The 18,873-nt window shown below is 63.6% G+C and carries 15 protein-coding genes; 6 read left to right on the plus strand and 9 right to left on the minus strand.

Annotated features, from left to right (window positions below; translation table 11 throughout):
• Positions 1-58 precede the first annotated feature (58 nt).
• Positions 59-1,798, minus strand: coding sequence for a SpoIVB peptidase S55 domain-containing protein (locus tag Q9293_RS09910; RefSeq protein ID WP_306245955.1), 1,740 nt, complete (start codon positions 1,796-1,798; stop codon positions 59-61).
• Positions 1,799-1,954: 156 nt separating this feature from the next.
• On the opposite strand from Q9293_RS09910, the gene Q9293_RS09915 reads away from it, so the two are divergent.
• Positions 1,955-4,912 (plus strand): carboxypeptidase regulatory-like domain-containing protein, encoded by a 2,958-nt coding sequence (locus Q9293_RS09915; RefSeq protein WP_306245957.1) that lies wholly within the window; start codon positions 1,955-1,957, stop codon positions 4,910-4,912.
• A gap of 61 nt (positions 4,913-4,973) precedes the next feature.
• On the plus strand, positions 4,974-5,744 hold the full coding sequence (locus Q9293_RS09920; RefSeq protein WP_306245959.1) for a TIGR00282 family metallophosphoesterase: 771 nt from the start codon (positions 4,974-4,976) through the stop codon (positions 5,742-5,744).
• Positions 5,745-5,772: 28 nt separating this feature from the next.
• On the opposite strand, the gene Q9293_RS09925 is transcribed toward Q9293_RS09920, so the two are convergent.
• The 4 genes from Q9293_RS09925 to Q9293_RS09940 all read right to left on the minus strand — a co-directional run bounded on the left by Q9293_RS09925 (position 5,773) and on the right by Q9293_RS09940 (position 8,116).
• The gene (locus Q9293_RS09925) at positions 5,773-6,075 is read right to left on the minus strand and encodes a hypothetical protein (protein WP_306245961.1); all 303 of its coding nucleotides are present in this window, start codon (positions 6,073-6,075) and stop codon (positions 5,773-5,775) included.
• Positions 6,076-6,147: 72 nt separating this feature from the next.
• A complete protein-coding gene (gene aqpZ, locus Q9293_RS09930) occupies positions 6,148-6,825 on the minus strand; it encodes an aquaporin Z (protein ID WP_306245963.1) in 678 nt (225 codons plus the stop codon).
• Positions 6,826-6,937: 112 nt separating this feature from the next.
• Entirely contained in the window at positions 6,938-7,753 is an 816-nt protein-coding gene (locus Q9293_RS09935; protein ID WP_306245965.1) for a hypothetical protein, read from the minus strand.
• Positions 7,754-7,759: 6 nt separating this feature from the next.
• Entirely contained in the window at positions 7,760-8,116 is a 357-nt protein-coding gene (locus tag Q9293_RS09940; protein WP_306245967.1) for a hypothetical protein, read from the minus strand.
• 53 nt (positions 8,117-8,169) lie between these two features.
• Between Q9293_RS09940 and Q9293_RS09945 the strand changes: the two genes are divergently transcribed.
• The 3 genes from Q9293_RS09945 to Q9293_RS09955 all read left to right on the plus strand — a co-directional run bounded on the left by Q9293_RS09945 (position 8,170) and on the right by Q9293_RS09955 (position 10,878).
• A complete protein-coding gene (locus Q9293_RS09945) occupies positions 8,170-8,856 on the plus strand; it encodes an HAD family hydrolase (RefSeq protein ID WP_306245969.1) in 687 nt (228 codons plus the stop codon).
• Between the two features lie 134 nt (positions 8,857-8,990).
• Positions 8,991-9,848, plus strand: coding sequence for a 3-hydroxybutyryl-CoA dehydrogenase (locus Q9293_RS09950; protein WP_306245971.1), 858 nt, complete (start codon positions 8,991-8,993; stop codon positions 9,846-9,848).
• A 109-nt stretch (positions 9,849-9,957) separates the two neighbouring features.
• A complete protein-coding gene (locus Q9293_RS09955; protein WP_306245973.1) occupies positions 9,958-10,878 on the plus strand; it encodes a class I fructose-bisphosphate aldolase in 921 nt (306 codons plus the stop codon).
• A 107-nt stretch (positions 10,879-10,985) separates the two neighbouring features.
• Here the strand turns inward: Q9293_RS09955 and Q9293_RS09960 are convergent, their stop codons facing one another.
• The 4 genes from Q9293_RS09960 to Q9293_RS09975 all read right to left on the minus strand — a co-directional run bounded on the left by Q9293_RS09960 (position 10,986) and on the right by Q9293_RS09975 (position 17,743).
• Positions 10,986-12,554, minus strand: a complete 1,569-nt coding sequence (locus tag Q9293_RS09960; protein ID WP_306245975.1) for a peptide chain release factor 3 — start codon at positions 12,552-12,554, stop codon at positions 10,986-10,988.
• 86 nt (positions 12,555-12,640) lie between these two features.
• Complete coding sequence (locus Q9293_RS09965; RefSeq protein ID WP_306245976.1) at positions 12,641-13,069, minus strand: VOC family protein; 429 nt, start codon at positions 13,067-13,069, stop codon at positions 12,641-12,643.
• A gap of 61 nt (positions 13,070-13,130) precedes the next feature.
• Positions 13,131-15,260: a S9 family peptidase gene (locus Q9293_RS09970; protein ID WP_306245979.1), complete on the minus strand. Its 2,130-nt coding sequence runs from the start codon at positions 15,258-15,260 to the stop codon at positions 13,131-13,133.
• Positions 15,261-15,349: 89 nt separating this feature from the next.
• Positions 15,350-17,743, minus strand: coding sequence for a sodium-translocating pyrophosphatase (locus Q9293_RS09975; RefSeq protein ID WP_372342206.1), 2,394 nt, complete (start codon positions 17,741-17,743; stop codon positions 15,350-15,352).
• A gap of 421 nt (positions 17,744-18,164) precedes the next feature.
• On the opposite strand from Q9293_RS09975, the gene Q9293_RS09980 reads away from it, so the two are divergent.
• Complete coding sequence (locus tag Q9293_RS09980) at positions 18,165-18,860, plus strand: succinate dehydrogenase cytochrome b subunit (protein WP_306245983.1); 696 nt, start codon at positions 18,165-18,167, stop codon at positions 18,858-18,860.
• Positions 18,861-18,873: the final 13 nt, after the last annotated feature.

Below are 18,873 nucleotides of genomic sequence, written 5' to 3' on the forward strand. Positions count from 1 at the left end.
CCACCGCCGAAAGAAGGCATGTCATCCAGCGCATAGAACCCTTTCCTCGCAGACGCATCTATTCGATCTCCACTTCAATTTGGCTGAGGCCGCGGACTTCCCGTTCGAGGGGCAGCAGGGCGCGCCCCACGATGCGGCGCTGCAGGCGGTTGTCGCTGCTGGCCCCATCGCCGCCCACAAGGCTGGCCACGGTGGGTGGAATGCCCTCGATGCGGCTGCCGCGCAGGCCCGCGCCGGGCTGCACCTGTACCAGCAGGGCGTAGGCGTGGTTGTTGCGGAGGGCCCCATTCAGGATGCGCACCACATCGCCCATGGAAGCTGTCTCAATCGCGCGCTCATCCGGATCGGCGGCCATGAGGCTGAAACCATCGCCGACCATGAGGGTCGCCTTGCCCTTGGCCGCCGAGGAGGGCACCTGAATGTTGAAGGTGGCGGTTTCCCGCACCCCCTGGATGTTCTGGAGGGTCACCAACACCGGCAGCACCTCGCCACGCTTGGCCCGCGCCTTGAGCAGGCGCACCCCGGCAATGGCGGTGAGATCCAGCCGCTCCTCAGCCTTGATGGTGATGGAGATGCCCTCGAACACGGGCTTTTCAAAGGGATTCAGGCAGATGGCCTGAAGCATCCCGCCCAGGTATTGGGCGAGACGCCCAGGGTTCAGGTCGGCGATGACATTCTCGATCTGGATGGCTGGATGCCCGGCCAGCTTGATGTTCCCCTGCATGGAAAGGCTCTGGAATCCCAGGCCGCGGGTGTGGGCGTCCAGGGTCTGGGCCACGGCCGTGGCGGCCAGGGCCGCCGTGGCCACGGGATGATCCATGAGCTCGAAGCGGAAATTGAGGGTGCGTTTGCCCCCCAGGTTCAGGCCCAGGCGCATGGGCACCATGCGGGCCTCGGCGCCGAGGATGCCCGCCACACCCGAATTGCGATCCAGGCGCAAAGCGCCAATGGGAGCGACCGGCATGGCCAGCTTGAAGGAGCTCTGGTAGCTGGACACCGTCGTGGCCACGGTGGCGGACCAGAGCGGCAGGTCCACGGGCCCGAGGTTGAAGAGTTGGTGCCCGAACATCAGCACCCGCTTGCCGGACACATAGGTGATGGTGCCCGAAGCCGTCAGGTCGAGATCGCCCTGCATGAGGGAGATGGCTGCCATGCCTCCGGGTTCCAGAGGGCTGGCCTCCTCCCGGCCACCCGAAAGCGCCGGTCCCGCGGCAAAGGTCACGGGCCATCCGGCCCAAAAGCGTTGCGCCTCGGTGCCCAACGGGCTTCCCGCCAGGGCCATGGGCAGCGCCTGGGGATCCAGATCGCCCATCACCTCTGAGAACGGCAGCATCTGGCCCAGCAGGGCCGATTTCAGCACCTTGGGCGGCTCCAGCTTGGGCAGGATGAGTGGCGTCCGGCTGGGCGCAATATCGGGAATATCCTTCAGCTGCTCCAGCATCTCCGCAATGGGCGTGATGCCCCCGATGGGTTCCTTTTCGAACATGATTCCGGTGCTGAGAGCGCCGATGAGCTTGCCGTCGATGTAGCAGGGGCTGCCGCTCATACCGGCCAGGATGCCGGTATCCGCCAGAGGGCCGCCCGAGGCCCGGACCATGATCCGGCTTCGGCCTGGGGCCGCATTCTTCTGCACTCCGACCACTTCAAACTCGAAGCGGTCGATCTTGCCACCCTGAAAGACCGTCCTGCCATGGCCCTTCATGCCTGCGCGGATCTCTGAAACCCCCATGGTGGCTGGCCCCTGGGCGAATAGGGCGCCCAGAGAAATGAAGAAGGAAGCCAGGACAACCAGTTTCATGGGGATCTCAAGGAAAGGTAGAAGCCTAACAGATGGCCCGGAATGGAACCCCTGTGACCATCTTGTGCCATTCGTGTCACATTCGTTCCTTGACCCCAGGTCAAGGTGCTATCAAGAGCCTCGGCCCGCTACTCTTGGGTATCGGAGGAACTTCATATGCGTTCACGGCATTTGCGTAACTCATCCTTGGTGGCGCTGCTGGTGGCAGCGGCTCCCCTCGTCGCCCAGGGGGTATCCACTCAGTTGGGCGGTCGGGTCCTGGATGCCAAAGGCCAAGCGGTTCCTGGGGCCACGGTGGTCATCCGCAACACGGAGACCGGCCTGACCCGCACCCTGCAAACCAGTGAGGAAGGCCGCTACATGGCCACCCTCCTGCCCGTCGGCCCCTACCAGGTCACCGTGACCAAGGCCGGCTTCCAGACTGCCGCCAACATCAAGGTGAACCTGAACCTGGGCGACGCCGCACCCCTCACTGTCCGCCTCGCCGTCGAAACTGGCGCGGTGGTGGAAGTGATGGCCACGGCTCCCCAAGTGGACGCCGAGCGCGCCAGCGCCGCCGCCATCGTGTCCCCGGACAACCTCACGAACCTGCCGGTCTTCAACCGTAACTTTACCAATCTGGCCACCCTGACCCCCCAGGTGGTGGTGGACAGCAGCCGCGGCAATCTTGCCATCGCCGGCCAGCGCGGTGTGAACACATCCATCAACATCGATGGCGGCGACAACAACGAGCCCTTCTTCGGTGGCGCCATCGGCGCAGCAGAGGGCAAGACCCCCTTCACGATTTCCATCGAAGCCATCCGCGAATATCAGGTCATCACCGACGGCGCCAGCGCCGAATTCGGCCGCATGGGTGGTGGCTATGTGAACGCCATCACCAAGAACGGAACCAACGAACTTAGTGGCAGCGTTTTCTACTACACCCGCCCGCGCATCTGGGTCGAGTCGGGCCCCACCCTTCTGCAGCCCAGCGGCTCCACCACCGCGAACCCCGTGGGCAATTTCCAGCAGGAGCAGTTCGGCTTCAGCGTGGGCGGCCCCCTGGTCAAGGACAAGCTCTTCTATTTCGTGGCCTATGATGCTCAGCGCCGGAAGGATCCCATCAACCAGGTCTGGGGACCGGCCAACGCCCCCTCCGTCCTGAACCCGGCCAACGCCGCCGATGCCGTGCTCCTCGCCAAGGGCGGCAACTATTCCAGCAAGGCCGACTCCGACACGCTGTTCGCTCGCTTCGACTGGAACATCACGACCGACCAGGCCCTCCAGTTCCGCATCAACCACTCCAAGTTCAAGGGTGACGTGGGTGCCGGCGCCCAGGCTGCCTACGAGAACCTGTCTTCGGACGAAATCACCACGGACACCTATGTGTTGCAGTGGAACTGGGTCATCAATGGCAACTGGATGAACGAAGCGCGTCTGAGCTACGCCAAGGACGACATGCCCCGGAACCCCTACGCCTCCCTGCCTGAGGTGGTCATCGGCAGCGGTTCCAACACAGTCGGTTACTACGGCGCATACCCCTTTGACCGTACCTACAACACCAAGCGCACTCAGATCCAAGAGAACATCAGCTACGTGACCCCGACCATCCAGGTGAAAGGTGGTATCGACTACAACTCTGTGGATGTTGCCGAATTCTTCGCCGGAAACTGGCGCGGCGTCTACAACTTCACCTCGCTCGCCAATTTCCGCGCCGGCAACTGGTCCTACTACCGCCAGAACTTCGGTCTGAGCGGCCCCGTGCAGAGTGCGGGCCAGTTCTCCGCCACAGAGAAGCAGCTCGCCGCCTTCATTCAGGCTGATCTCCGTGTGAGCGACACCCTGAAGGTTGGCCTGGGCGTTCGCTGGGACAAGCAGGAGAATCCTAACTATCCGATCCTGGATATGAGCAACCGCCTGGCCACCTCCATGCCCCTGACGGCGAAGATCCCCACGGACAGCCAGATTTCCCCTCGCGCCTCCTTCACCTGGACCCCTGCCATCGACCAGGGCAAAACCGTCTTGCGCGGCAGCCTCGGCCGCTATGTGAGCACCACCCCCGCCGTGTTCCTCTACCAAGTGTTCGCCGCGAATGGTCGACGGACAGGCTCCAAGGACTTCCAGCCCTCTGAAGCCGCCACCTATGGCATCCCCATCGGCGCGGCCTTCAACCCCGCGAACCCCTTCTGGTTCTCCTCCACTCCGAGTGCCTTCACGCCTTTCAACATCTGGACTTTCTCGCCTAGCTTCAAGAACCCCTACACGGACCGCGCCAACGTTGGCATCGAGCGCTCCTTCAAGGATCTCGTTCTCGGTTTCTCGGCCACGTACGCCAAGAGCAACCAGCTGGAGCGCACGGAAGATCTCAACCTCGGCACGCCGACTGCCAATGCTTCCGGCCGGCTGATCTACCCCAGCACGGTCAGCGCCAGCGGGGCCTATACACCCGTCCGCCCCAATCCGAACTACGGAACCATGGGCTACTACCTGTCGGATGCAACGGGCATCTACCATGCCTACACCGCCAGCCTGAAGTACCACAAGGAAGGCAGCGCCTTCGACGCGCAGCTGTACTACACCTACGCCATCAACAAGGACAGCGATTCCAACGAGCGCAACTATTCCGGCATCAGCATCCAGGATCAGGGCAAGCTGGGCAGCCAGTGGGGCTACGCCGACACCGACCGCCGCGAAGTCCTCACTGGCTACTTCAGCTATCTGGATAAGGACATCACGGGCATCCTGACCTCGCTCTCGGTCCGTTACCAGACGGGTACGCCCTACACTCTGACCTACTCGGCCGATGTGAACGGCGATGGCAACAGCTCCAATGACCGCTATTTTGACAACGGCCGCGACACGGGCCGCAACACCCAGCGTGCCGGTTCGGTCCTCTCCTTCGACCTTGGCCTCCGCCGCGAGTTCCTCCTGACCCGCCGCGTGAAGATGACCCTCTCTACGGACGTCTTCAACCTCCTGAACCGCCAGGACACCTACCTGTCCACGGGCGTGTCCTACCCGACCGGTGTGACCCCGGCCACCGTGGATGCGAACTACGCCAAGAACCTGACCCTCAAGCAGAACTGGCTCGGCTCTGCCCGCCAGATCCAGGTCGGCGCTCGCTTCGCCTTCTAGGCTGGACAGATCCCCCCAAGGGCGGCGCGCAAGCGCTGCCCTTTTTCGTTATGGTTGAAGCATGCGAATTCTGGCGCTGGGCGATGTGGTGGGGGAACCGGGACGGCGGCTGGTGGAGGCTTTCGTGCCCGACCTGCGCCGCGAGACCGAGGCCGATTTCGTGGTGGTGAACGGCGAGAACGCCGCCCATGGCCATGGCATCACCGAGCCCATCGCCCGGGAATGGTTTGATCGCCTGGGCGTGGACGTGATCACCACCGGCAACCACGCCTTCGATGTCAAGGGCATCGAAGGGTACTTCCGCCAGGAACCACGTCTCCTCCGCCCCGCCAACCATCCGCCGGAAACCGCCGGCAATGGCTGGGTGAAGCTACATACCACCTCGGGCGCCGAAGTACTCGTCATCAACCTCATGGGCCGGGTGCACATGCCTCCCTGCGATTGCCCCTTTCGTTGCGTGGACCTGATCCTGCAGAAAGAGCGGGCCGATCTCGTTCTCGTCGACATGCACGCCGAGGCCACCAGCGAGGCTCAGGCCATGGGCTACCATCTGGAGGGCCGCGCTGCCGCGGTGCTGGGCACCCACACCCATGTGCCCACCCTCGACGCCAAGGTGCTGCCGGGCGGCACCGCCTATGTGACGGACATCGGCATGACCGGACCCTATGGCGGCGTCATCGGGATGAAGAAGGAAGCCAGCCTCGGCCGTTTCCTGAAGGTGCAACGCCCCAAATACGAGGTGGCCGAAAGCGATCTGCAACTCCATGCCGTGCTCATCACCACCGAAGGCAAGAAAGCCATCCGCATCGAGCGGATCCTGCGGACGCTATGAATCTTCCACCTGAAATCGCGAGGCGATTTCAGCGGCTGAACCTTCGCAGCATGCGCATGTTCCGCCGGTAGGCCACGCCCCGGGTGAAGTTGATGGCCACCTGGCGGGGAAAGCGGGTGATGGAGCTGGCGAGGGTGATGAAGGTACGAACGGTCTGGGCGGCGGTACGCCCCTGGCGGCTGGCGTTGTCGTAATAGACCATGAGGGCCTGGCGCATGGTGGCCCGGGGCAGGTTGAAGAGGCCATAGCTCTCGATCACATCGTGGTTGATGCGGCGGGTTCCATCCTGTTCCGTGACGATGAGGTCCTCAGGGCGGATCTCTTGGCTCATGGCAACTCCTCGGGTCAAAAGTGTATCGGCCCGAAAAGGGGTTTGCTCAAGCCGTGCCAATCCAGCCGGGAATCAATCCTCAAGCTTGGGGAACAGAACCCCAGCCAGGGCTGCCCCGATCAGGGGCGCCGCCCAGAACAGCCAGAGCTGGGACAGGGCCCAGCCGCCCACGAATAGAGCCGGCCCGGTGCTGCGGGCAGGGTTCACGGAGGTGTTGGTCACCGGGATGCTGATCAGATGGATCAGCGTCAGGCAGAGACCGATGGCCAGGGGCGCAAATCCCTGGGCCGCCTTCTTGGCCGTGCTGCCCAGGATCACCAGCAGGAAGAAGAAGGTCATCACCACTTCCGTGAGGAAGGCGGCGCCCAGGCCGTACCGGCCCGGGGAGTGCTCCCCGAAGCCATTGCTGGCGAAGCCGCCGATGGCGGAGCCGTTGCCTGTGGCGATCACGTAGAGAATGGCCGAGGCGGCCACGGCCCCCAGCACCTGAGCCACCCAGTACGAGGCCAGATCCTTGAAGGGGAAGCGCCCGCCCACAGCCAGGCCCAGCGTCACCGCCGGATTCAGGTGGCAGCCGGAGATGGGCCCGATGGCATAGGCCATGGTCACAACGGTCAAACCGAAAGCCAAACTGACGCCATGGAGGCCGATGCCCACGCCTGGGAAGGCCGCCGCCAGCACGGCGCTGCCACAGCCGCCCAACACCAGCCAGAGCGTCCCCAAAAACTCAGCCACGAGCCGCTTGTTCATATCACCCTCCTGGGAAGAATGCGCGGAAACAAGGAATTGAAGTCGACAGTCTACCCGGCGCCGGAACAGCGCCGAGGGTTATCCCGGAATGGTGAGGAAGTGTAAGCGTGCCTCAGGAAAGGCGGGTCCATCCCTCCAGGAACAGCCCGAACAGGGGATCGGCCTCTGCCTTCTGTTCCACCAGGGTCCGGATCTGGGCCTCCTCGGCCTCCATCTGCTCGGGACTGAGGTGCCCGGACAAGGTCATGGCCCGCAACCAGACCAGAAAGGTGGTCAAGGCATCGAACTGGTTGTACCGCACAATGCCTGCGATATCCCCGGCCCGCCAAAGGTCGATGACGTTCTTGCCATCGGTGCCCAGCTTGCCGGGAATGCCGCAGGCCGTGGCCAACTCGTGCAAGGTGGAGGAGGCCTTGCCCCAGGCGCCGGTGATTTCCCGCAGGTCGATGTGCTGGTTGCCGTAGCGGTCGAAGAAATCCCCGGCGGCCCACTTCTCGGCGCTGCGCCCCAGGCCGGGAATGGAGAGCCGGTGCACCATGGCCCGCTGAACCAGGATGGGCAGGTCGGACTCGCGGGAATTGAAGCCCACCAACTGGGGTTTCTTGTCACCCAGAGCCACCAGAAAGCGCCGCAGCAGATCATCCTCGGGCAGCGCTTCCGGCCCCTCCGGCAAGGCGTAGAGCCGATGGGTGACCTCGCCATGCTTCACGGTACGGATCACGGCCGCGATGGACACCACGCGGCAGAGGATGGTCTTCAGGTAGGGCTGGGGATTTTCGGCGGTGGCACCGCCATAGGCCCAGAGCCGCTCCAGCACCATTTCATCGGGCATGTCCTTGGGCAGATCCAGCACCCGCCTTCCCGTGGGCGGGTCCGGCACCCACTCGGCATCGAAGGCGAAGATCTGGTGATGCGGTGGTCTCAGCATGGCTGCCTACTTTCCCAAAGCCCACTTGCCGCCGCCACCGATGGCGCAGGCCAGGCCCACCAGCAGGCGGAAGAGGCCGCCCAGGTTCGCCAACAGCCCGGCCCCGTGGAGCCATCCATGGACCAGCGGCCAACCCAGCACCGCCGCCAGGATGCCCCCCGCCAAAGGCACCCAAATGCCCAGCAGGATCAGGACCCCGCAGATCAGCTCTCCCAGGGACAAACCCCAGGTGGCGGCATGGGCCACGGTGATGGCGCCGTGGGCACCACGCAGCGTCGAAAAAGCCTGCAGCACCGCCATGCCGCCCACTGCCAGCCGAAGCAGGAGCAGAGCCCAATCGATGCGGGATTTGGAGGCGGCCATGGTGTCCCCGGGAATCGTCCATTGTAGGCTTGGGGATCATCCTTGGACCAACCATGATCCGCACCCTGGCCTTCGACGCTGACGACACCCTCTGGCACAACGAAACCCACTACGCCGAAACCCAGGAGGCCTTCCGGGCCCTGCTGCGCCAGTACCACGACGACGCCTGGATCGACGAACGACTACACGCCACCGAAATGCGGAACCTCAGCCATTACGGCTACGGGATCAAAGGCTTCACGCTCTCCATGATCGAGACCGCCCTCGAACTCACCGAAGATCGCCTCGACGGCGTCGGCATCCGCCAAGTGGTCGAGCTCGGCAAGGCCATGCTGGCCAAGCCTGTGGAGCCCCTCCCCGGCGTGGCCGAGGTGCTCCGCCAATTGGCTGGCACCCACGACCTCATGCTCATCACCAAGGGCGACCTCTTCGACCAGGAGACCAAGCTCGTGAAATCGGGCCTGGGTGGCCATTTCTCCAAGGTGGAAATCGTCTCCGAAAAGGACGAGGCCACCTATGCCGCCATCCTCGAGCGGCACGGCCTCGCTTCTGAAAGTTTCGTGATGGTGGGCAACTCCGTGAAGTCCGACATCCTGCCCGTGCTGGCCCTTGGCGGGCGGGCGGTGCACATCCCCTACCACCTGACCTGGGCCCACGAGGTGGTGGCCAGCCCCGAGGGCGCGCCGTTCCCTGTGCTCGGATCCATCCAGGAGCTTCCGAATCTGCTGGCCAGCTGGTGACGGCGTTCTCAGGCCACCAGCGCTATCCTTAGAGAATCGGCCCAGCTGCCATCGCACTGACCGGCCTGCAGAGGCAACCGGGCTCTGCCCTTCTTTGTGCTGCTTCTCCAGCTTCAATTCCAAGGAGATCCCCCATGAGCATTCAGACCATTGGCGTCATCGGCGCAGGCCAGATGGGCAACGGCATCGCCCACGTGTTCGCCCAGGCGGGCTTCAGCGTGCTCATGCAGGACATGACCGAAGCCTTCGCCCAGAAGGGCCTGGCCACCATCGACAAGAACCTGCAGCGGGGCGTGGACAAGGGCAAGCTGACCGTCCAGGAGAAGGCCGCCATCCTGGATCGCGTGAACCTCACCACCCGGCTGGAGGATCTCGCCAACTGCGACATCGTCATCGAGGCCGCCACCGAGCGGTGGGACGTGAAGAAGCAGCTCTTCGAAACACTGGATGCGGTGTGCAAGCCCGGCGCCATCCTGGCCTCCAACACCAGCAGCATCTCCATCACCAAGCTGGCCGCCGTCACCAAGCGGCCTGAGGCCTTCATCGGCATGCACTTCATGAATCCCGTACCGGTGATGCAGCTCATCGAGGTCATCCGCGGCCTGGCCACCAGCGATGCCACCTTCGAGACCGTGATGGAGCTCTCGAAGAAACTGGGCAAGACGCCCATCGCCTGCAACGATTTCCCCGGCTTCGTCAGCAACCGGGTGCTCCTCCCCATGATCAACGAAGCCATCTACGCCCTGTACGAAGGCGTGGCCACCGTGGAAAGCATCGACGGCATCATGAGGCTGGGCATGAACCACCCCATGGGACCCCTGGCCCTGGCGGATTTCATCGGCCTGGACACCTGCCTCTTCATCCTCAACGTGCTGCGGGATGGCCTGGGCGACCCCAAGTACCGTCCCTGCCCCCTGCTCATCAAATACGTGGATGCGGGCTGGCTGGGCAAGAAGTCGGGCCGCGGCTTCTACGATTACAGCAAGGCCTGAGGCCCGGTTCCAGAGTCTCCGGGGAACGTGATCTGAGTCGCCCTGGCGGGAGCCCCGGGTGCCGGTGGATCCCGCTAGAATGCCTCATTCCACCCCACGAGGAGACAGCATGGCGACGGCGCGAGTACGCGAGATCCTGTCCTGGTACAGCTCTGAAAATCCAGGCGTGAAAGCCAACCTGGCCCGCATCATGAACACGGGTCGGCTGGCGGGCACCGGCAAGTTCGTGATCCTGCCCGTGGACCAGGGCTTCGAGCATGGGCCCGCCCGCAGCTTCGCCCCCAACCCGGCGGGCTACGATCCCCGCTACCACGTGGAGCTGGCCATCGAGGCCGGCTGCAATGCCTACGCAGCGCCCCTGGGCTTCATCGAGCATGTGGCCTCGGACTATGCCGGCGACATCCCCTTCATCCTGAAACTCAACAACAGCGACTGCCTCAGCAAGGGCATCGAGCCCTGCAGCGCCATCACCGGCAGCGTGGAAGACGCCCTGCGCCTGGGCTGCGCCGCCATCGGCTACACGATTTACCCCGGCAGCGGTGATCGCAACATCCAGTACGAGGCCCTGCGCGAGCTGATCCTTGAGGCCAAGGCCGTGGGTTTGCCTTCTGTGGTGTGGTCCTACCCCCGCGGCTCAGGCCTGAGCAAGGATGGCGAGACCGCCGTGGATGTGGCGGGCTATGCCGCCCAGATCGCCGCCCAGCTGGGCGCCCACATCATCAAGGTGAAGCCCCCGAAGAAGCACCTGGAAGTGAAGGAGGCCGCCGCCACCTTCGAGAAGCAGGGCATCCCCATCGACAGCCTGAGCGACCGCGTGAAGGAAGTGGTGCGCAGCGCCTTCGGGGGTCGCCGCATCGTCATCTTCAGCGGTGGCGAGGCCAAGGGCACCGAGGAAGTCCTCCAGGAAGTCACCCAGCTGGCCGCGGGCGGCGCCTTCGGTTCCATCATGGGCCGCAACGCCTTCCAGCGTCCCAAGAAGGAAGCCATCGAGCTGCTGCACAGCGTGATGGACATCTTCAAGTTGGCGTGAGGGCTCGGAACGCTGCGCGTGCCGAGATGAGAAGAGCGGCGCCTTCGCGCCGCTCTTCTGGTATGCGGTTTGTCTTTTTTAGCTCGGAATGCGCAGCATTCCGAGCCCTACTTGGGCGGGTGCTCCAGGAAGCTGAGCCCCACGCTCTTCTCGGCCGTGGTGCGCCGCTGCCAGTCATTCTCGAAGAGGATGGCGGGGTTGCCCTCGGTGTCTTCCACCAGCTCGCCCCAGAATTTGCTGGGCTCGGGCCAGCCGCCTTCGATCCAGCGGGCCATCTGGAAACCGCGAGGCTCCAGCAGCACGGGGCAGGCGTATTCCTCTTTGAGGCGGTGCTGAAGCACCTCGAACTGCAGGCGGCCGATGGCGCCCAGAATGGGCAGCGGCGCCCCGCCCTTGGGCCAGAACACCTGCACCACGCCCTCTTCCGCAATCTGGGTGAGCCCCTTGAGGAAGCCCTTACGGGCGCCGGGATCCGCCAATCGCACCGACACGAACTGCTCTGGGGAGAACCGGGGCACGGCGTGGAATTCAAGGGGGCCCGCAGCACTCAGCACGTCGCCGATGCGGAAGAGGCCCGGATTGATGAGGCCCAGGATGTCACCCGGGTAGGCCTCGTCCACGATCTGCCGCTCGCGGCCAAAGAACATGTGGGGGTAGTTGAGCTTGATGGATTTCTTTTCGCGCACGTGCAGCGCATCCATGCCGCGCTCGAACTTGCCGGAGACGATGCGGGCGAAGGCCACGCGGTCGCGGTGGGCCTTGTTCATGTTGGCCTGCACCTTGAACACGAAGGCCGTGAAAGGCTGTTCCGGCGCCACCTCGCCGCCGTTCATGAGGGGCCGCGCCCCGGGGGCCGGAGCCAGGTCCAGAAATTCCTCCAGGAATTCCGCCACGCCGAAGTTGTTCACGGCCGAGCCGAAGAACATGGGTGACTGTTCGCCGCGCAGGAAGGCCTCGCGGTCGAAGGCGGGCAGCACGTGGTCCATGAGGTCCACATCGTCCTTGAGCTGCTGCAGTTCGGCGGCCGTCAGCAGGGCGGCGATCTCGGGGTCGTCCAGCCCCCCCTGCCCGGCCACGCGGGCCTTCCGGCCTGCTTTCGCCCGTTCGAACACCTGGATCTGCCCCGTGGCCCGCACGTAGACGCCCTTGAAATCAGTGCCCGAGCCGATGGGCCAGGTCATGGGGACGGCGTGGAGGCCGAAGAGCTCCTCGACCTCGTCGATGAGTTCCACGGGCTCGCGTCCGGGCCGGTCCAGCTTGTTCACGAAGGTGAAGATGGGAAGGCGGCGTTCCTTGGCCACCCGGAAGAGTTTCTTGGTCTGCTCTTCCACGCCTTTGGCGCAGTCCAGCAGCATCACCACGACATCCGCCGCCGTGAGGGCCCGGTAGGTGTCTTCGCTGAAATCCTGGTGGCCCGGCGTGTCCAGCAGGTTGATGGCCTTGCCCAGGTATTCAAACTGCATGGCCGCGGAGGTGACGCTGATGCCGCGCTCCTGCTCGATGCTCATCCAATCCGAATGGGCGGCCGCGCCGCCTTCCCGGGCCTTGACGGAGCCAGCCCGGTCAATGGCGCCGCCATAGAGCAACAGTTTCTCTGTCAGCGTGGTCTTGCCGGCGTCAGGGTGGCTGATGATGGCGAAGGTGCGCCGCCGCTGGATTTCTTCCGAAAGGCTCATGGATTCCAACATAGAAAGGCGCGGCTGTGCCGCGCCTCGTCCATTCTAGCTCCAAAGGGCGCTTTCGCGCCCTTTGGAGATGGGGTTCAGCCCCGGGCCGCCATCCGGCGCTGGATCTCCACTTCATCCACATCCTCGATGTGGGTGGCAATCCACCAGTTGTTGCCCCAGGGATCCTGCACCCCGGCGTTGCGGTCCCCGTAGAACTGATCCGCGGGTTCCAGGGTCGACACTCCACCTGCCGCCAGAGCGGCTCGGTAGACAGCATCTGTGTCGGGCACATACAGATAGAAACCCGTGGGCATGGGCTTCCAGGGATCCTTGGCCTGGGCCACCATCAGCATGGAGTCGCCGATGCGGACTTCGGCGTTGGCGATGGTGCCGTCGGGGCGGAGGGTGCGGCTCTTCTCCACGGCGCCGAAGGCCTTTTCGATGAAGGCCAGGAAGGCCAGGCCATTGGGAACGACCAGATAGGGCGAAACGGTGTGGAATCCTGCAGGTACCGGCTCAACCATGGTTGCCTCCTTACACTTGCTCCAAAAGGGCGCCCAAGCGCCCTTTTGGAGTCGGGAACAGTTACTTGATGATGCCCACCTGACTGAGCATCCAGGCGGTTTCGAAGGCCTTGTCCTTCAGGGCGTCATAACGCCCAGAGGCGCCGCCGTGACCAGCAGGCTCCATCTTGATCTTCAGCAGCAGGGGGTTGCTGTCAGTCTTCAGGGTGCGCAGTTTGGCCACGTATTTGGCGGGCTCCCAGTACATCACCTGGCTGTCATTGAAGCTGGTGGTGACGAGGATGGCCGGATAGGCCTTCTTCTGCAGGTTGTCGTAGGGGCTGTAGGCGCGCATGTAGTCGAAGGCGGCCTTCTCGTTGGGATTGCCCCACTCCAGATACTCGCCCACGGTGAGCGGCAGGCTGGCGTCCATCATGGTGTTCATCACATCGACGAAGGGCACGGCGCTGTGCACGGCCTTGAAGAGATCGGGGCGCAGGTTGGTGACGGCGCCCATGAGCAGGCCACCGGCGCTGCCGCCCTCGATGACCAGGCGGTCCTTGCTGGTCCACTTCTCCTTCACCAGGAAGTCGGCGGAATCAATGAAATCAGTGAAGGTGTTCATCTTCTTCATGAGCATGCCGTCGTCGTGCCAGGCCTCGCCCATGTCGTTGCCACCCCGGATGTGGGCCAGCACGTAGACCATGCCACGGTCCAAGAGACTCAGCCGGGGGATGGAGAAGGTGGCCGACTGGCCGTAGCCGTAGGAGCCGTAGGCATAGAGGAAGAGCGGCGCGCTGCCATCCCGCTTGACGCCCTTCTTGTAGACCACGGACAGCGGCACTTTCACCCCATCCCGGGCCGTGGCCCAGAGGCGCTCCGTGGCGTACTGGGATTTGTCATAGCCGCCCAGCACTTCCGTCTGCTTCAGCAGGGTCTGCTTGCCCGTGGCCATGTCGCAGTCGTAGATGCTGGAGGGCGTCACCATGGACTGGTAGTTCAGCCGGAAGGTGGTGGAGGTGTACTCCGGAGTGCCGGCGTCGAAGGCTGAGTAGACGCTCTCGGGGAAGCTCACATCCCGCCAGGTTTTCGCTTTCACATCGAAGATGCGGAAACGTTCGAGCCCCTGGCTCTTCTCCGCCACCACAAAGAAATCCTTGAAGGGATCGAAGCCATCCAGCAGCACGTCTGGCCGGTGGGGCAGCACTTCGCTCCAGTGGGCGGGATCGGGTGTGGCCACGGGGGCGGAAACCAGGCGGAAGTTCTTGGCGCCCCTGTTGGTGCGGAGGTAGAAGAGGCCCTCCCGGTGTTCGAGGTCGTATTTGTGGCCCTTTTCCCGCGGCAGTACGGCCTTGAACGCGCCCTTGGGGTCGTTGGCGGCGAGGTAGCGCATCTCCCAGGTGTCTGTGGATTGGCTGGCGGAAACGAGGTACTTGTGGTCCTTGGTGCGGCCCACGCCCACGCCGTAGAGCTCATCCTTTTCCTCAAAGACCAGCTCAGGTTTGCCCGCTTTCAGATCCAGGCGCCAGAGCTGGTTGGAGCGCTTCGTGACGGCATCCTCGGTGACGAAGAAGACATGGCGGTTGTCCGCGGCCCATGTGAAGGAGGTGACCCGCTCGGCCAGGGGAGCGCTGATCTTGCCCGTGCCCAGATCCTTGGTGAAGAGCGTGTACTGGCGGAAGCCCGTGGCATCGGTGCTGTACAGCAGAGTCTTGTCGTCATCGCTGACGGACAGGCCACCCAGGCTGAGGAACTTCAGCCCCTTGGCCAGTTCGTTCTGGTCCAGCAGGACCTCCTCCAGAGCCTTCTCATCGTAGGCGCCGCTGTTGGTGGCCTTGCGTCGACACTGGATGCCGTACTGCTTGCCCTCCTCCGTGCGGGAGTAGTAATGGTAGGCGCCGCGTCGCACCGGAACGCTGAGATCGGTCTGCTTGATGCGGCCCAGAATCTCCTTGTAGAGGGCCTCGGAGAACGGCTTGAGATCCGCCGTCATGGCCTCCATGTAGCTGTTTTCCGCATTCAGATAGGCCACAACTTCGGGGTTCGCCTTCTCCCGAAGCCAGAACCAGGGGTCGTTCACCTTTTCGCCATGCCAGGTAGACAGGTGTTCGACCTGCTTGGCCACAGGGGGCACGGGTGCCTGCGCTGCGAGACGCAGCGTGACGCTCACAAGGGCCGCCAGGCCCGCAAACCGGAGGGTACGGATGGACATGGAGCGCTCCTGATGAACATGCGCTCCACCGTACCATGAAAAACGGGCCCCTCAAGAGGGGCCCGTTGGTGGTTTCTTGCGTGGCCTGTTTAAGCCTTGTCTTCCACGGTGGGAATGCGCATGCCATAGAAGGAGCGCCACACGAAGACCGTGGAGATCAGGAAGAAGACCAGGGCCCAGATGTGAGCGGTCACCGGGTTCAGCTCGATCGCCAGCTCGACGGCCAGAAGACCAAAGAGGGTGGTGAACTTGATGACGGGGTTCAAGGCCACGGAAGAGGTGTCCTTGAAGGGGTCGCCCACGGTGTCGCCCACGACGCAGGCGTCGTGCAGGGCCGTGCCCTTGGCCTTCAGTTCGGTTTCCACCAGCTTCTTGGCGTTATCCCAGGCACCACCGGTATTGGCCATGAAGATGGCCTGATAGAGACCGAAAACAGCGATGGAGATCAGATAGCCGATGAAGAAGTAGTGGTTGGCGCAGGCGAAGGCCAGGGTGGAGAAGAACACCGCCAGGAAGATGTTGAACATGCCCTTCTGGGCGTACTGGGTGCAGATCTCCACCACTTTCTTGGAGTCTTCCACCGAGGCCTTGGCGGCCCCGGAATCCAGCTTGATGTTCTGCTTGATGAACTCCACCGCCCGGTAGGCACCCGTGGCCACGGCCTGGCAGGCCGCGCCGGAGAACCAGAAGATGATGGCGCCGCCCGTGATGATGCCCAGGAGGAACAGGGGGTTGATGATCGAGAGGCCACGGAAGACGTTCTCGACACCGAACTTGCCGTTCAGCACCTGGATGATGGAGAAGATCAGCGTCGTGGCGCCCACCACGGCGGTGCCGATGAGCACGGGCTTGGCCGTGGCCTTGAAGGTGTTGCCGGCGCCGTCGTTCTCTTCGAGGTACATCTTGCCGTTCTCGAAGTCGGGCTTGAAGCCGAAGTCCTTCTGGATCTCCGCCTCAATGCCGGGAATCTCCTCGATGGTGGAGAGTTCATAGACGGACTGGGCGTTGTCCGTCACGGGGCCATAGGAATCCACGGCGATGGTCACGGGACCCATGCCCAGGAAGCCGAAGGCCACGAGGCCGAAGGCGAAGATGGCAGGAGCTTCCATGAAGCCGGCGAGGCCGAAGGTGGACACGTAGTACGCGGCGCCCATGAGGGCCACGATGGTGAGCCCCATCCAGTAGGCGGAGAAGTAGCCCGCCACCAGGCCGGAGATGATGTTGAGAGAGGCTCCGCCCTCCTTGGAGGCCGTCACCACTTCGCGGACATGGCCGGAGTTGGTGGAGGTGAAGGCTTTCACCAGCTCGGGAATGAGCGCGCCCGCGAGGGTGCCGCAGGTGATGATGGTCGAGAGCTTGCACCAGAGGTGGTCGGGCAGGTTGCCGATGAGCACCTTGGAGAGCACGTAGGTCATCACGATGGAGACGATGGACGTCAGCCACACCAGGGTGGTCAGGGGCGTCTCGAAATCGAACTTGGAGGACGCGCCGTACTTGGCCTTCGCCCAGAGGCCGTTGATCCAGTAGGACGCGGCGGAGGTCACAATCATGCCCACGCGCATGACGAAGATCCACACCAGCAGGGGCACCTGGATGGCGGGGTCCTTCACGGCCAGCAGGATGAAGGTAATGAGGGCCACGCCCGTGACACCGTAGGTTTCGAAGCCGTCGGCCGTGGGGCCCACGGAATCGCCCGCATTGTCACCCACGCAATCGGCGATGACGCCGGGGTTGCGGGCATCGTCTTCCTTGATTTTGAAGACGATCTTCATGAGGTCGGAGCCGATGTCAGCGATCTTGGTGAAGATGCCGCCTGCGATGCGCAGGGCGGCGGCACCGAGGGACTCGCCGATGGCGAAGCCGATGAAGCAGGGGCCAGCGGCATCACCGGGAATGAACAGCAGGATGGCCAGCATGAGGAGCAGTTCCACCGAAATGAGCAGCATGCCGATGGACATGCCGGCCTTCAGGGGGATTTCCATGGTGGGGAAGGGCTTGCCGCCCAGGGAGGCAAAAGCCGTGCGGGAGTTGGCGAAGGTGTTGATGCGGATCCCGAACCAAGCCACCGCCACCGAGCCCAGGATGCCGATGACCGAGAAGATCAAGATCACGATCACCTGGCCCCAGCCCATGGGCGTGTGCGCCAGGAACTTGAAGTAGGCGACGATGATGACGGCAATGAAAGCCCAGAGCACGGAAATGAATTTGATCTGGGTGATCAGGTAGGTCTTGCAGGTCTCGTAGATCAGCTCGGAGATTTCGAGCATGGATTTGTGCACGGGAAGATCGCGGATCTGGGCGTACTGCACCAGGCCGAAACCAATGCCGAGCAGACAGATGAAGAGGCCGATGAGCAGCAGGTTGTGGCCCGTCATGCCCATGAAACTGCCCTGCAGGGCAGGGATTTTCAGTTCTGCCTCACCGCCCGCGAAGGCTGGCGACGAGAGGAGCAGCATGACGATGGCGGTCATGGCCCCCTTCATGAGTCGGCCCGGCGCGAGCGAGCCGAGCAGGCGTTTGATCATCTCCATGGTTTTCCTCCAAATGGATTCAGAAAGGTGAAACGTGTGTGGTTGATGGAATCGCGGGATGGGATCGAGGTGGCGGGCGTTGAATCGGCGCAAGCCCCGCTGGGGGGCGAACCACCAAAGATCGTGTTTGGATCGTGAGAAACTCTAGCGCGGAAGGGCCTCTTGCCGCAAGACTGGGGCCCAGGCCCACGCCGTCTCAACCTCCAACAGCGCCGTTTGAGGCCAGTGTGACCAACGCCCACACCAAGGGGCTTTGGATTCCTCCCTCCAAGGAAGATAATCGAGAGACATATGGCTTCTCCCTTCGCTTCCGGCCATCCAGATCCGCCGGAACCCTCGCTTCACATTCAAGCCTTCTTCAAGGAGTCCACCTATGTCCGTCGCTGAACAGAGCATCGCGGGCGCGGAAGCCCGCGGCCACGGCTTCCTGGCCTCATCGGTCGGGAGAAAGGTGGTGATGGCAGCCACCGGCATCATCCTCTTCGGGTTCGTCACCGTGCACATGATCGGCAACACCCAGGCCTACCTGGGCGCCGAAAGCTTCAACGCCTACGCCAAGTTCCTCCACACCATGCTCCACGGCGCCGGCATCTGGATCTTCCGGGCCGTGCTCCTGACCGCTGCTGGCCTCCACGTCTGGGCCGCCGTGACCCTCACGCTGGATAACCAGGCCGCCCGCCCTGTGGGCTACCGCGCGCAGCAGTCCCAGGCCTCCACCTGGGCCTCCCGCACCATGCGTTGGAGCGGTGTCATCCTGGCCGCCTTCATCGTCTACCACCTGCTCCACCTGACCACGGGCACGGTGCACCCGAATTTCGACCACGCCAATCCCTACGCCAATTTCGTGAACGGCTTCAAGGTGCCCGTGGTGGCCGGCTTCTACATCGTGGCCCAGCTCTGTCTGGGGCTGCACATGTGGCACGGCGTCTGGAGCGTCACCCAGTCCTTGGGCCTCGCGCATCCCCGCTACAACAGCCTGCGCCGGAACTTCGCCACCGGCCTGACGATCCTCGTGGTTGGCGTGAACATCACCTATCCCATCGCCGTCCTCACCGGCGTCATCCACTGATCCAGGAGCAGCC

Source organism: Geothrix sp. PMB-07, assembly GCF_030758935.1.
Taxonomy (GTDB): Bacteria; Acidobacteriota; Holophagae; order Holophagales; family Holophagaceae; genus Geothrix.